Raw genomic sequence first — 13,283 nt, 5'->3', positions numbered from 1 at the left:
GGAATCATGAAGCTCACGAAGAAGTCGCACTCCTGCGTCCGCCTCGAGAAGGACGGTCAGACCCTCGTTCTCGACCCCGGCGGGTTCTCCGAGGAGGACGCCGCGCTCGGCGCGGACGCGATCCTCGTCACCCACGAGCACCCCGACCACTTCGACGAGTTCCGGCTGCGCGCCGCGATGGAGGACAACCCGGCCGCGCGGATCTGGACCCTGAAGTCCGTCGCCGAGAAGATCTCCTCGGCGTTCCCCGGCCGCGTGCACACCGTCGGCCACGGCGACACCTTCACCGCCGCCGGCTTCGAGGTCCAGGTCCACGGCGAGCTCCACGCGGTGATCCACCCGGACCTCCCGCAGATCACCAACGTCGGCTTCCTCGTCGACGGCGGCAAGGTCTTCCACCCCGGCGACGCCCTGACCGTTCCCGGCCACCGGGTCGAGACGCTGATGCTCCCGGTGATGGCCCCCTGGAGCAAGATCTCGGAGGTGATCGACTACGTCCGTGAGGTCAGGCCGCAGCGCGCCTACGACATCCACGACGCCTACCTCACCGATCTCGCCCGCCCGATCTACGACCGCCAGATCGGGCAGCTCGGCGGCTCGGAGCACCTGCGGCTGACATCTGGGGACTCCGCCGAGGTCTGAGGCTCCAGGGCACCGGGCCGCGTTGTCAGACCCGCCGGGTAGGTTGTGGGACATGCGCATCGCGACCTGGAACGTGAACTCGATCACCGCCCGCCTGCCGAGGCTCCTGGCCTGGCTGGAGAGCAGCGGCACGGACGTGCTGTGCCTCCAGGAGGCCAAGGTCGCCGAGGACCAGTTCCCGACGGAGCAGCTGCGCGAGCTGGGCTACGAGGCGGCGGTCCACGCGACCGGCCGGTGGAACGGCGTGGCGGTGCTCTCCCGCGTCGGCATCGAGGACGTCGTCAAGGGCCTGCCCGGCGACCCCGGGTTCGACGGCTCGGTGGAGCCCCGCGCCATCTCGGCGACGTGCGGCCCGCTGCGCGTCTGGTCGGTCTACGTGCCGAACGGCCGCGAGGTGGACCACCCGCACTACGCCTACAAGCTCCAGTGGTTCGAGGCCCTCAAGGCGGCCGTCGCCTCAGACGCGTCCGGCAGCCGCCCGTTCGCGGTGATGGGCGACTACAACGTGGCGCCGACGGACGACGACGTCCACGACCGCGCGGCCTTCGAGGGCTCCACCCACGTCACCCCGGCCGAGCGCGCCGCCCTCGCCTCCCTGCGCGAGGCGGGCCTGTCCGATGTGGTCCCGCGGCCCCTGAAGTACGAGCACCCGTTCACGTACTGGGACTACCGCCAGCTCTGCTTCCCGAAGAACCGCGGCATGCGCATCGACCTGGTGTACGCCAACCAGCCGTTCACGAAGGCGGTCAAGGACGCGTACGTGGACCGCGAGGAGCGCAAGGGCAAGGGCGCGTCGGACCACGCGCCGGTCGTGGTGGACCTCGACGTCTAGGAACCGCCTGAGACGACCTGCACGACAGGCCTAGAGCAACCGCAGGTCGACCGAGTCCGCCAGGGCCGCCAGCCCCGCGTCGCCCGGATGAAGATGGTCCCCGCTGTCGTACGCGGGCAGCATCCGGGACGGCCGCTGCGGATCCCGGACCACCGCGTCGAAGTCGAGCACGCCGTCGAAGACCTGGCCGTCCCGGATCCACTCGTTCACCGCGACCCTCTCGGCGTCCACGGCGGCCGTGCAGCGCGCCTCGCCCTCGCACGGCAGGATCGTCGCCGCGAGCATCCTGACGCCCCGGGCGTGCCCGCGTGCCGCCAGCTCCCGCAGTCCCGCGATCACCTGCTCCGCCGAGGTGTCCCACCGCAGGTCGTTGACGCCCTCGAAGACGACCGCCGTCCGGGCCGACGGCTGGGCGAGGACGTCCCGGTCGAACCGGTGCAGGGCGCTCACTCCGGCCGCGTCCGTGGACACCCCGTCACCGGGATACCGGTCGGTGACCACGCGGTTGCCCGAGATGCCCTGGTTCAGTACGCCGTAGCGCGGAACCGTGGTCTGCTTCAGCAGCCGGCCGGCCAGCACGTCCGGCCACCGCCGGTTCGCGTCCACCGTGGACTTGTCGCCGTCGGTGATGGAGTCCCCGAGCAGCACGACGGACCCGGGGCCGCCGCTCACGTCGACCCCGGCGAGCAGCGGCCAGCTGGTGATCACCGATGTGTACGCGTCGGCGGAGCCGTCCGCCGCGTGGTCGCCCGGCCCGCTGACGTACGACCGCTGCTGCGCGAGCCGGTGCACGGGCGCCGCCGTCACCGTGCCGGGCAGGTGGAAACTCACCAGCAGGTTGGCGCCCGCCGGGACGGCGAAGCCCAGGGGATCGCTGTACGCCTGCGCCCCGGCCGGGATCTCCACGTCCCCCGCGCCGCCGAAGGACAGCGGCACCGGCGTCCCGCGTGCCGCCGCGCCCGACGCCTGCACGGCGACCGTCGCGCTGCCGATCCGTACCGGCGCCGCCGCGAACGTGTTGTCGAACCGCACCCGCACCCGGGGCCCGCCGGCCGACGTGTGCACCACGAGCCGCAGGGTCCGGTCCGTCCAGGGCCCGGCGGGGGTGTAGCCGGAGGTGGACGTCGTCCAGCTGCCCGTCCAGCCCCGCGTCGCGGTCCGGACCGACACCGCGAAGACGTGCAGCCCGGCCGCGCGCGGCAGCCGGACCGAGGCGACCGGGCGCCCCGGTGCCAGCGGCACCGTCACGACGTACAGGCGGGCTCGCTCGGCGAGTTGCCCGCCGGGCGTGTTGATGTGCGGCAGGGCCACCGCCTTCGTGGCGAGCGGCCCGGTGCGCCAGTCGGGCGTGGTCAGCCGGTACCCGGAACGGGTGCCGTTCGCGTACGTGATCACGCCCGGGCCGCCCACCTCGGTGCCGGAGGTGCCCGCCACCAGGAAGGCGAGGGCGTCCCCACGCCCCGTGACGCGAACGTCCTGGCCGGCCGCGCGGACGTTGTCCGGCTCGCCGGGCTGCCGCCGCGGCCAGGTCAGCCGGGCTCCCTGGACGGTGAGGCCGCGGCCGGGCGTCCAGCCCGCGGCCGCGAGGTCCCGCGCCGACAGGGAGGCACCGGCACCGTCGAAGTCGGCCTGCTCGGGCCGTCCGTCGTCGCTGACGGCGACGTTGTCGAACAGCCGCTCAAGCGGAACCGGCGCGGCCCCCCGCTCCTCGGCGGCCTGCGCCGGCACCGCCGGCACCAGGGACCCGCACAGGGCCAGGACGATCAGGATCCCCCGGACACATCGGCGCACGGCCGACTCCTCCCGCTCATCGACACACGACGCAACAAGACGAAACGCAGGGACGGAACAGAAGACACGGCGAAAGCCGAGACGGACGACGCACGGTGAAACTAGGGAGACGGCGGAGGCACGTCAACGAGCCCTGCACGAAATCGGCGTGAACTTGTCAGGTACCGGAGAGCCCGCGCGCCTGTGGTGCGTACGGCGGTACGAATGACACGCTGGACGTATGAACATCCCTTTCCTGGGCAACCGGCGCCGGAAGCTCGGGGTTCCCGATCCGGCAGGCATCGCGGAACTCCTTGCCGAGTGTGAACTGCTCCGCTCCCAGGCGTCCCGGGTGGGTGTCCGGCTGGACGACTCGGCGGCCTCGCTGGAGGCGCTGGACCAGCTCGTGCCACTCTGGCGGGACGACGAGGAGACCCTGACCTGGCTCGGCAACGACGCCGGGCTCTACCTGGGCACCGTCATCGTGCGCACCGTGCCCGGAGCGGCCTGGGAGATCCGGTCCGACGGGCAGCCCGTCGTGCGGCTCGCCTCCGGCCGGGAGTTCGACGTCGTGGACTCCGGTCACGAATGGGCCGCGAACGGCGTGCCCGAGCTGTCCCAGCTGTACGCGGAAGTCGCGGAGGCGTGAGACTGGTCTTCAGAAGAACCCTTGATCTCAGAACCCTTGGTCCTCAGAACCGCTGAGCCTCGAAACCTTTGGCCCAAAATGCGCCGTAAATACGGCTAATGATCGAAAAGTGCGTGTCGCCCGACAAGTACGATCTTGCCTGGATACGTTGCGGCAACCACCACACAGCTGAGAGTGAGTAGGGCTGAGCATGGCCATCGATCCGCTGATCGAGCTGCGTGACGTCAACAAGCACTTCGGGGAGCTGCATGTCCTCCAGGACATCAACCTCACCGTCGGCAGGGGGGAGGTGGTCGTGGTCATCGGCCCGTCGGGGTCGGGAAAGTCCACCCTGTGCCGGGCGATCAACCGTCTGGAGACCATCGAGTCCGGACAGATCATCCTCGACGGGCAGTCACTGCCCGAGGAGGGCAAGCCCCTCGCGCGGCTGCGCGCCGACGTCGGGATGGTGTTCCAGGCGTTCAACCTCTTCGCCCACAAGACCGTCCTTCAGAACCTCTCCCTGGGGCAGGTCAAGGTGCGCGGGCGCAAGAAGGAGGACGCCGACAAGCGCTCCCGTGAACTGCTCGACCGGGTCGGCGTCGCCGACCAGGCGGACAAGTACCCGGCGCAGCTCTCCGGCGGCCAGCAGCAGCGCGTGGCCATCGCCCGCGCCCTGGCCATGGAGCCCAAGGCGATGCTCTTCGACGAGCCGACCTCGGCCCTCGACCCGGAGATGATCAACGAGGTGCTGGAGGTCATGAAGCAGCTGGCCCGCGACGGCATGACCATGATCGTCGTCACGCACGAGATGGGCTTCGCCCGCTCGGCCGCCAACCGCGTCGTCTTCATGGCCGACGGCCGGATCGTCGAGGACCGCACCCCCGACGAGTTCTTCACCAACCCCACCAGCGACCGCGCCAAGGACTTCCTCTCCAAGATCCTCAAGCACTGAACGGAGGGGCTCCGGACGGCTCGTCGCTTCGGGCCTCGACTACCATGTGCCCTTCATCCCTGTCGGAGAGGGGGACTTCGCCGAATTCCGCCGATCCCGCCCGGGGTGAGCAGACCGCCCGCCCGCTTCGCGGGCCACTCCCGCCGGGTGCGGCCCCCACGGCCCTGTCGGCCACGGGGGCGGCGGTTCACATCGGCCAGGCCCGTCCGGCAGCAGCCGGAGATCACTGCTCGCGCAGCGGAACCGACACGTACGACGGGTCGTTCACCGGCGAGGAGAAGGTCAGCTGCGCGCCGGACGGGTTGTGCTCGATGTAGAGCGGGTCGACCGTGTCGACGACCAGGGCGAGGCGGTGCCCGGCCGGGACGTCGTAGGCCGTGGAGTACAGCTCCAGGTCGACGCCGAACGGCTTTCCGGGGGTGCGCCCGTGGAAGGTGTACGGCGCGTGGGAGACCAGCTTGCCGAGGCCGAGCGGCCCCACGTCGTACAGGTGGGCGACGAGGGTGCCGCTCTCCTTGGTCGGAGTGAGGGTCGTGTGCAACTTCGCCGTTCCGCGGACCTGTTGCGCCGTGGCGTACTTCTCCGACTGCCACACGGCGGCCCAGCGGCGGGGGAGCAGCGGGATCGAGGCGACCGGGGGCAGCTGGGCCACTTGGTCGAGGATGCTGGACAGGAAGACGACTCCGCCGTCGGCCCCCGAGTTCACGTTCGTACGGATCGTGGTCGTGCCCGCGAGGTCGATCTTGCGGTTCGTCGCGGCCACCGACTTCCAGTCGGGGTAGCCCTCGTAGCCGCCCGCGGAGCGGGACTTGAGCTGGACGGGCTGTTCCCGGTCGATGCCGTTGTCCTCGCCCCTGAGGTGGTGGTCGAACCAGCGCTCGGTGTCCTTCCACACGTCGTTGGGCAGTCCGAACAGGCCGGTCAGCTCGGCGGTCGCGTGGTCCCCGGGGCGCATCTCCAGCCGCTTCGGGCCGGTCAGCTTCTCGTAGAAGTCGGCGTACTGGTTGGGCGGGAAGACCGTGTCGCCCCAGGCGTTGGCGAGCATGACCGCCGTGCCGTTGCTGTTGATCCGGTCGACGTAAGTCGCGGCGGAACGTTTCTTCCCCCAAGCGATGAGCTCCGGTTCCTTCGCCAGGTTGGAGGCGTAGAAGTCGTCGAAGACCCGCCGGAGTTCGGCGCCCTGCCGGCCCGTGACCAGGCTCGCGCCGTCCAGCAGGGCGGCGGCCTGGACGTGCTGGGTGCGCCCGGAGTAGATCGAGCCGATCAGATCGGCCCAGCCGCTCAGCGAGGCGACCGCGCGGACCCGCTTGTCGTGCGCGGCGGTGAGCAGGCTGATGCCGGCGCCGTAGGAGACGCCCGCCATGCCGATGTGCCCGGCGTCCGAGGGGGTGTTGGCGAGCGCCCAGTCGATGACCTTCGAGGCGTCGGCCACGTCGGGCGGACCCGCGACTTCTATCTCGCCGCCCGACTGCCAGAAGCCGCGCACGTTGTAGGTGACGACGACGTACCCGGAGTCGGCGAGTTTCTGGGCCTGGGCCAGATACTCGACCTGGGGCAGACCCCAGCTCGTGGGCATGACGAGCAGCGGGTAGCGGTGCTTCCCGTCGGCGCCGGCCGGGGTGACGACGTTGGCCTTCAGGACGGTGCCGCCGTCGCCGGCGATGTCGACGAACCGGATCGGGTTCGGCGCCGCCTGGGCGGTGGGGGAGAGTCCGAGGGCTGTGCCGGCGACCAGGGTCGCCGAGACGGCGCCTACGGCGGTGGTGCGCAGGGCCTTGCGGTGGTGTCCCACGGGTCACTCCTCACTCGTGTCAGTGCAAAGTGACCAGACGGTAACCTCGGCCCCTTACCAGCGGTAACCCGTCGGTAAGTTACGTGCCAGTAACGATTGTTGAGAAGTGAAGGACTTCAGGAGGCCCGGTGGCTGTTGCGTGGAGCCGGCGTCGCCGCTGCGGGCAGCGGGGTCTGGGCCGCGCGCGTCACGTCCGCCACCAACTCGACGACATCCGGGCCGTACGCCTGCGAATTGATCACCTTCAGCAGCAGCACGAACGAGTTGTTGCCGTACTTGCGGGACAGCCGCTCGTGGTTGCGGGCGAGGTAGCGGGTGGCGGCCTGGTTGGTGATGGCCCGCTGACCGCAGAAGAGGAACACCGGACGCGCCTCGCGGCGGTCACCGGCGGTGAGCCTGGCCAGCAGGACGTACTCGGTGATGCCCGGATCCATGCGGTAGCGCTCGCCGCCTATCTGGAAGGCGCCCCGGTCCGGCCCCGGTTCGGCGTCGATGTTGACGCGCACGCCTGGCAGCATGGCCGCCATGTGCGCCACCATGCGCCGGTTGGACCCCGGGCCGCCCACACAGAACTCGGTGCGCTCGCCGAAGCCCTGATGGGCCGTGTCCTGGGTGACCACATGGAGGTGCGCTCCGCAGCCCTTGATGAGCGCCGAGAGTTCCAGGAGCGCGTACACGTCGAAGCGGTGCACCGCCGGCTCGGTGGCGGCCGGATCACGGTTGACGACGAGCAGGGACTCGGAGTTCTCCGGCAGCCCGAAGAAGGCCTGCCTGCGCCGGAGTTTCCGCTTCCACAGGAACGTACGGGCGAGCCAGCCCAGCGCCGCGCTGATACCCGCCGCGACCACGCCCAGGACGATGTTGCGCACGTCGTCATTCATGGGCGCGCATGGTAGCGGGCTCGACGCACCGGCGTTCGAGGCATTCCTGACGCGGCCATGGCGATGAATTAAGCTGCGCGGACGGCCTTTGACTGGAGGTGCGGATGCGTCGCCCTGTCGCACGGAATCTGACGGTCCTGGCGGTTTCTGCCGCCGCGGTGGTGTCGGTGGGAGGGGCGGCGCCGCCCACCGCGCAGAGCAGCGGCGGTGAGAAGACGCCCCTGGCCGTCGGCTATGGCGGCGCCGTCTCCAGCGTCGACCGGGACGCCTCCGCGGCGGGGATCGAGGTCCTGCGCAAGGGCGGCAACGCCGTCGACGCGGCCGTCGCCACGGCCGCCGCGCTCGGCGTCACCGAGCCCTACTCGGCAGGCATCGGCGGAGGCGGCTACTTCGTCTACTACGACGCCGAGTCCCGTACGGTCCGCACCATCGACGGCCGGGAGACCGCCCCGCTGACGGCCGGCAAGAACCTGTTCGTCGAGAACGGCAAGCCCGTCCCCTTCGCCCAGGCCGTCAGCAGCGGCCTGAGCGTCGGCACGCCGGGCACGCCCGCCACCTGGCAGACGGCGCTGGACCGGTGGGGCAGCAAGCGGCTCGCGAGCGTCCTGAAGCCGGCCGAGCGGCTCGCCCGGGACGGTTTCACGGTCGACGAGACCTTCCGCGCGCAGACGGCGTCCAACGAGACCCGCTTCCGCTACTTCCCGGACACCGCCGAGCTGTTCCTGCCCGGCGGACGGCTCCCCGTCGTCGGCTCCACCTTCAAGAACCCCGATCTCGCCCGCACCTACGCGGAGCTGGCCCGCAAGGACGTAGGGGCCCTCTACCGCGGGGACATCGGCCGGGACGTCGTCGACACGGTCAACAAGCCGCCCGTGGACCCGTCCTCCGGCTGGAACGCCCGCCCCGGCGACCTGTCCGAGAGGGACCTGGCCGCGTACCGCACCAGGCTCCAGGCACCCACCGAGTCCTCGTACCGCGGCCTCGGCGTCTACTCCATGGCGCCGTCCTCCTCCGGCGGTACGACGGTCGGCGAGGCGCTCAACATCCTGGAGCGGACCGACCTGTCGAAGGCGAGCCGGGCGAAGTACCTGCACCGCTACATCGAGGCCAGCCGGATCGCCTTCGCGGACCGGGGCCGCTGGGTGGGCGACCCGGCCTTCGAGGACGTGCCGACGAAGGGACTGCTGTCCCAGCGGTTCGCCGACTCGCGCGAATGCCTGATCAAGGACGACGCGGTGCTCACGAGCCCTGTGGCGCCGGGTGATCCGCGCGACCCGAAGGCGTGCGGCTCCGGCGGTACGGCCGCTCCGACGACGTACGAGGGCGACAGCACGACCCACCTGACGGTGGCCGACAAGTGGGGGAACGTCGTCGCCTACACCCTCACGATCGAGCAGACGGGCGGCAGCGGGATCACCGTGCCGGGGCGGGGGTTCATCCTCAACAACGAGTTGACGGACTTCTCCTTCACCCCGGCGAATCCCGCCGTGCACGACCCGAACCTGCCGGGGCCGGGGAAGCGGCCGCGGTCGTCCATGTCGCCGACGATCGTTCTCGACCGGCATGACAGGCCCGTGGTGGCGCTGGGGTCGCCGGGTGGGGCGACCATCATCACGACGGTTCTTCAGACGCTCACCGGGTTCCTCGACCGGGGGTTGCCGCTCGTCGACGCGATCGCGGCGCCGCGGGCCAGTCAGCGGAATGCTGCGCAGACCGAGCTGGAACCCGGTCTCGACAGCGGCGTGCGGAAGCAGCTCGAAGCGATCGGGCACTCCTTCAAGGCCAACCCGGAGATCGGGGCGGCCACAGGGGTGCAGCGGTTGCCGGGTGGGAAGTGGCTCGCCGCGGCTGAGACTGTGCGGCGGGGTGGGGGGTCGGCGATGGTGGTGCGGCCTGAGCGTTGAGTCCCGTCTGAGGGTGCGTGGGGGCTGGTCGCGCCCACGCGGCGGAGCCGCAAATCGGCACAGTCCCGCGCCCCTGTCAGGGCGTTGCACTTACCTGCGTTTGAAACGTCAGGCGGCCGTCTTCCACGTCCACCGTCACCCGGCCGCCCTCCGCGACCCTGCCGTCCAGCAAGAGCCGGGACAGCTCGTTGTCCACCTCGCGCTGGATCGTGCGGCGCAGCGGGCGGGCGCCGTACTCCGGCTCGTAGCCGTGGTCGGCCAGCCATTCCACCGCCCGGTCGGTGAACGTCACCGAGATGCCCTTGCTCTGGACGAGGGACCTGGTGCGGTCCAGCAGGAGGTTGGTGATCCGGCGGAGCTGTTCCGTGCTGAGCTGGCGGAAGACGACGATCTCGTCGATGCGGTTGAGGAACTCGGGGCGGAAGTGCTCGCGCAGGGGGCGCAGGATCTGTTCGCGCCGGGCCTCCTCGTCCGCGTCCGCGCCGCCCGACGCGAAGCCCACGGAGGCGCCGCGGCGGGTGATCACCTCGGAGCCGAGGTTGCTGGTCATCACGATGACGGTGTTGGTGAAGTCGACCGTGCGGCCCTGTGAGTCGGTGAGGCGGCCGTCGTCGAGGACCTGGAGCAGGATGTTGAAGACGTCCGGATGGGCCTTCTCCACCTCGTCCAGCAGGAGCAGCGAGTACGGGTGCCGCCGGACGACCTCGGTGAGCTGGCCGGCCTCCTCGTGGCCGACGTAGCCGGGCGGGGCGCCGACCAGGCGGCTGACCGTGTGCCGCTCCTGGTACTCGCTCATGTCGAGGCGGACCATGCGGTCCTCGCTGCCGAACAGGGCCTCGGCGAGCGCCCGGGCCAGCTCGGTCTTGCCGACGCCGGTCGGGCCGAGGAACAGGAAGCTGCCGATCGGCCGGTCGGGGCTGGCGAGTCCGGCGCGTGAGCGCAGCACCGCGTCCGAGACGACCCGCACGGCCTCGTCCTGGCCGACCACCCGCTCGTGCAGGTGCTCCTCCAGACGCAGCAGGCGGTCCTTCTCCTCCTGGGTGAGGCTGCTGACCGGGATGCCGGTCTGCCGGGACACCACCTCGGCGATCGCCTCGGCCTCGACCACCAGGTCCTGGCCCTCGTCGATCTCGTGGTCGCCGCCCGCCTGGGTGATCCGCTGCTTCAGGTCCATGATCCGGTCGCGCAACTGGGTGGCCTGCTCGTAACTCTCGTCCGCGACCGCCTGGTCCTTGTCCCGGATCAGCTGCTCCAGCTCACGCTCCATGGCCCGCACGTCGGTGCCCTTGGTGCGGGCGCGCAGCCGGACCCGGGCGCCGGCCTGGTCGATCAGGTCGATCGCCTTGTCCGGCAGCCGGCGGTCGGTGAGGTAGCGGTCGGACAGCTCCACGGCGGCGACGAGCGCCTCGTCCGTGTAGCGGACCTGGTGGTGGGCCTCGTAGCGGTCCTGGAGGCCGCGCAGGATCTCGATCGCGTCCGCCGCGGTCGGTTCCGGCACCATGATCGGCTGGAAGCGGCGGGCCAGCGCCGCGTCCTTCTCGATCCGGCGGTACTCCTCCAGCGTGGTGGCGCCCACGATGTGCAGTTCGCCGCGGGCGAGGGCCGGCTTGAGGATGTTCCCGGCGTCCATGGAGCTGCCGTCGCCGCCACCGGCACCGGCGCCCACGACCGTGTGCAGCTCGTCGATGAAGATGATCAACTGGTCGGAGTGGGCGCGGATCTCGCCGACGATGTTGTTCATCCGCTCCTCGAAGTCACCCCGGTAGCGGGTGCCCGCGACCACGCCCGTCAGGTCCAGGGCGACCACGCGGCGCCCCGTCAGCACGTCGGGCACGTCCGCCTCGGAGATGCGCTGCGCCAGCCCCTCCACGATGGCCGTCTTGCCGACGCCCGCGTCACCGATCAGCACCGGGTTGTTCTTGCCGCGGCGGGAGAGCACCTCGACGGTCTGCTCGATCTCCTCGTCCCGGCCGATCACCGGGTCGATACGGCCCTGCCGGGCCAGTTCGGTGAGGTCACGGCCGTACTTGTCGAGGGTCGGCGTGTTCGTCGGGCGCGGCCGCTCGGCCTGCGGGGCCTCCGGCGCCTCGGGCGGGTTGGAGGGGGCGAAGCGGGCCGCGTTCAGGATGTGCCCGGCGGCCGAGTCCGGGTTCGAGGCCAGGGCGCTGAGCACGTGCTCCGGCCCGATGTAGCCGTAGCCGCGGGCCCGAGCCATGTCGTGCGCGTCCAGCAGGGCGCGCTTGGCGGCCGGGGTGAGGGAGAGCGCGGTCGGAGGCGGTGCGTCATCGGGGGAGTGCTGGGCCGGGCCGGACCGCTCGTCGATCTGCGACGCCAGCGAGTCGGGGTTCGCGCCGGCCTTGGTCAGCAGGGTCCGGGTGGGCTCGGTGGCCAGCGCCGCCCGCAGCAGGTGTTCCGTGTCGAGGTCCCGGCTGCCGTGCTCGGCGGCGTACTGGGCGGCACCGCGGACGAGCTCCCGGGCCGGCTGGCTGAGCAGCCGGCCGATGTCGATCTGCCGGGGACCCGGACGCGGTCCGCCGAAGAAGCGTGCGAGGAATTCTCCGAAGGGATCCGAGCCGTAGCCCTCCGGGCTGCTGAAGCCGCTGCTCATGGGCCTTCCGTTCCCGGCGTCCCCGGCGCGCGGGCGGGGGACGCCCTCGCTGGTCGACGTGCCGGGGTCGGGTAACCCGGGTGGCAGCCCGTTACACCTGGGGCGCGCTCGTAGAACACCTTCGCACGATCGCGGGCAAGAGGCACCTTCGGTGTGTATCGGGCAAATGCCGGCAGATCTCGGCGTGCCCGGCGGATCTCAGCGTGCGGTCAGGATCCTCGGCCCCGCGTCCGTGATCGCGACCGTGTGCTCCGCGTGGGCCGCGCGGGAGCCGTCGTCCGTCATCAGGGTCCAGCCGTCGGGGGCCGCGTGGAAGGTGTCCGTGCCGCCCGCGACGACCATGGGTTCGATCGCCAGCGCCATGCCGTGCCTCAGGCGCATCCCGCGCCCCGGGCGGCCCTCGTTCGGCACCCCGGGGTCCTCGTGCATCCGGCGGCCGATGCCGTGGCCGCCGAAGCCGTCGGGGATGCCGTAGCCCGCGGCGCGGCAGACCGTGCCGATCGCGTGGGCGATGTCGCCGATGCGGTTGCCGACGACGGCGGCCTCGATGCCGGCCGCGAGGGCCCGCTCGGCGGTCTCGATCAGGCGCAGGTCGGCCTCGCGCGGGGTGCCCACGACGAAGCTGAGCGCGGAGTCGCCGACCCAGCCGCCCAGTTCCGCGCCGAAGTCGATGGAGACCAGGTCGCCGTCGCGCAGTCGGTAGCGGGTCGGGATGCCGTGCACGATCGCGTCGTTGACCGAGACGCAGAGGACGGCGGGGAAGGGGGTCGGTGCGAAGGACGGCCGGTAGCCGAGGAAGGGGGAGGTCGCTCCCGCCTCGCGCAGCACGTCATGCGCCACCTCGTCCAGCTCCAGCAGGGAGACGCCCACGTCAGCGGCCTTCTGTGCGGCCGTCAGGGCGCGGGCTACGACTTGGCCCGCCTCGTACATCGCGTCGATGGAGGAATCGGTCTTCAGCTCAACCATGCCAATTACTATACCGGTATTAGAATGGGGTCATGGTGCGCACCCCTCTCACCCCCGAAGAGCGCGAACGCGGCGAGCGGCTCGGCCGGCTCCTGCGTGCGGCGCGTGGCGACCGGAGCATGACGGAGGTCGCCGCGAGCGCGGGCATCTCCCCGGAGACGCTCCGCAAGATCGAGACCGGGCGGGCTCCGACCCCGGCCTTCTTCACGGTGGCCGCGCTGGCGGGCGCGCTCGGGCTGTCGATGGACGAACTGGCCGGGCAGTGCGTGCTGGTGCCGCTCTGACGACACGTCGATGAGGCTCCT

General features: G+C 71.2%; 11 protein-coding genes. 6 read left to right on the top strand and 5 right to left on the bottom strand.

Going from position 1 to position 13,283, the window contains the following annotated elements; translation table 11 throughout:
• Positions 1-6 precede the first annotated feature (6 nt).
• Together QC385_RS32155 and QC385_RS32150 are read left to right on the top strand one after the other, a co-directional pair.
• Positions 7-642 (top strand): MBL fold metallo-hydrolase, encoded by a 636-nt coding sequence (locus QC385_RS32155; protein ID WP_279544872.1) that lies wholly within the window; start codon positions 7-9, stop codon positions 640-642.
• Positions 643-694: 52 nt separating this feature from the next.
• The gene (locus QC385_RS32150) at positions 695-1,474 is read left to right on the top strand and encodes an exodeoxyribonuclease III (RefSeq protein ID WP_279544871.1); all 780 of its coding nucleotides are present in this window, start codon (positions 695-697) and stop codon (positions 1,472-1,474) included.
• A 30-nt stretch (positions 1,475-1,504) separates the two neighbouring features.
• Here QC385_RS32150 and QC385_RS32145 read toward each other — a convergent pair whose 3' ends face one another.
• The gene (locus QC385_RS32145) at positions 1,505-3,265 is read right to left on the bottom strand and encodes an SGNH/GDSL hydrolase family protein (RefSeq protein WP_279544870.1); all 1,761 of its coding nucleotides are present in this window, start codon (positions 3,263-3,265) and stop codon (positions 1,505-1,507) included.
• A 220-nt stretch (positions 3,266-3,485) separates the two neighbouring features.
• On the opposite strand from QC385_RS32145, the gene QC385_RS32140 reads away from it, so the two are divergent.
• Entirely contained in the window at positions 3,486-3,893 is a 408-nt protein-coding gene (locus QC385_RS32140) for a DUF6278 family protein (RefSeq protein WP_279544869.1), read from the top strand.
• A gap of 190 nt (positions 3,894-4,083) precedes the next feature.
• Complete coding sequence (locus QC385_RS32135; protein ID WP_279544868.1) at positions 4,084-4,827, top strand: amino acid ABC transporter ATP-binding protein; 744 nt, start codon at positions 4,084-4,086, stop codon at positions 4,825-4,827.
• A gap of 223 nt (positions 4,828-5,050) precedes the next feature.
• On the opposite strand, the gene QC385_RS32130 is transcribed toward QC385_RS32135, so the two are convergent.
• Positions 5,051-6,619, bottom strand: coding sequence for a CocE/NonD family hydrolase (locus QC385_RS32130; protein WP_279544867.1), 1,569 nt, complete (start codon positions 6,617-6,619; stop codon positions 5,051-5,053).
• Positions 6,620-6,735: 116 nt separating this feature from the next.
• A complete protein-coding gene (locus QC385_RS32125) occupies positions 6,736-7,500 on the bottom strand; it encodes a hypothetical protein (RefSeq protein ID WP_279544866.1) in 765 nt (254 codons plus the stop codon).
• A 104-nt stretch (positions 7,501-7,604) separates the two neighbouring features.
• Between QC385_RS32125 and ggt the strand changes: the two genes are divergently transcribed.
• Entirely contained in the window at positions 7,605-9,404 is a 1,800-nt protein-coding gene (gene ggt, locus QC385_RS32120; RefSeq protein WP_279544865.1) for a gamma-glutamyltransferase, read from the top strand.
• A gap of 76 nt (positions 9,405-9,480) precedes the next feature.
• Here the strand turns inward: ggt and QC385_RS32115 are convergent, their stop codons facing one another.
• Positions 9,481-12,012, bottom strand: a complete 2,532-nt coding sequence (locus QC385_RS32115; RefSeq protein WP_279544864.1) for an ATP-dependent Clp protease ATP-binding subunit — start codon at positions 12,010-12,012, stop codon at positions 9,481-9,483.
• A gap of 198 nt (positions 12,013-12,210) precedes the next feature.
• Positions 12,211-12,978, bottom strand: coding sequence for a type I methionyl aminopeptidase (map, locus tag QC385_RS32110; RefSeq protein ID WP_279544863.1), 768 nt, complete (start codon positions 12,976-12,978; stop codon positions 12,211-12,213).
• A gap of 32 nt (positions 12,979-13,010) precedes the next feature.
• Between map and QC385_RS32105 the strand changes: the two genes are divergently transcribed.
• Positions 13,011-13,262 carry a helix-turn-helix domain-containing protein gene (locus QC385_RS32105; protein WP_279544862.1) on the top strand — a complete coding sequence of 84 codons (252 nt, stop codon included), beginning with the start codon at positions 13,011-13,013 and terminating at the stop codon, positions 13,260-13,262.
• Positions 13,263-13,283 lie beyond the last annotated feature (21 nt).

This window comes from Streptomyces sp. DH10 (genome assembly GCF_029813805.1).
GTDB classification, from domain to species: Bacteria; Actinomycetota; Actinomycetes; order Streptomycetales; family Streptomycetaceae; genus Streptomyces; species Streptomyces coeruleofuscus.
This window is presented reverse-complemented; position numbering and strand designations above follow the sequence as displayed.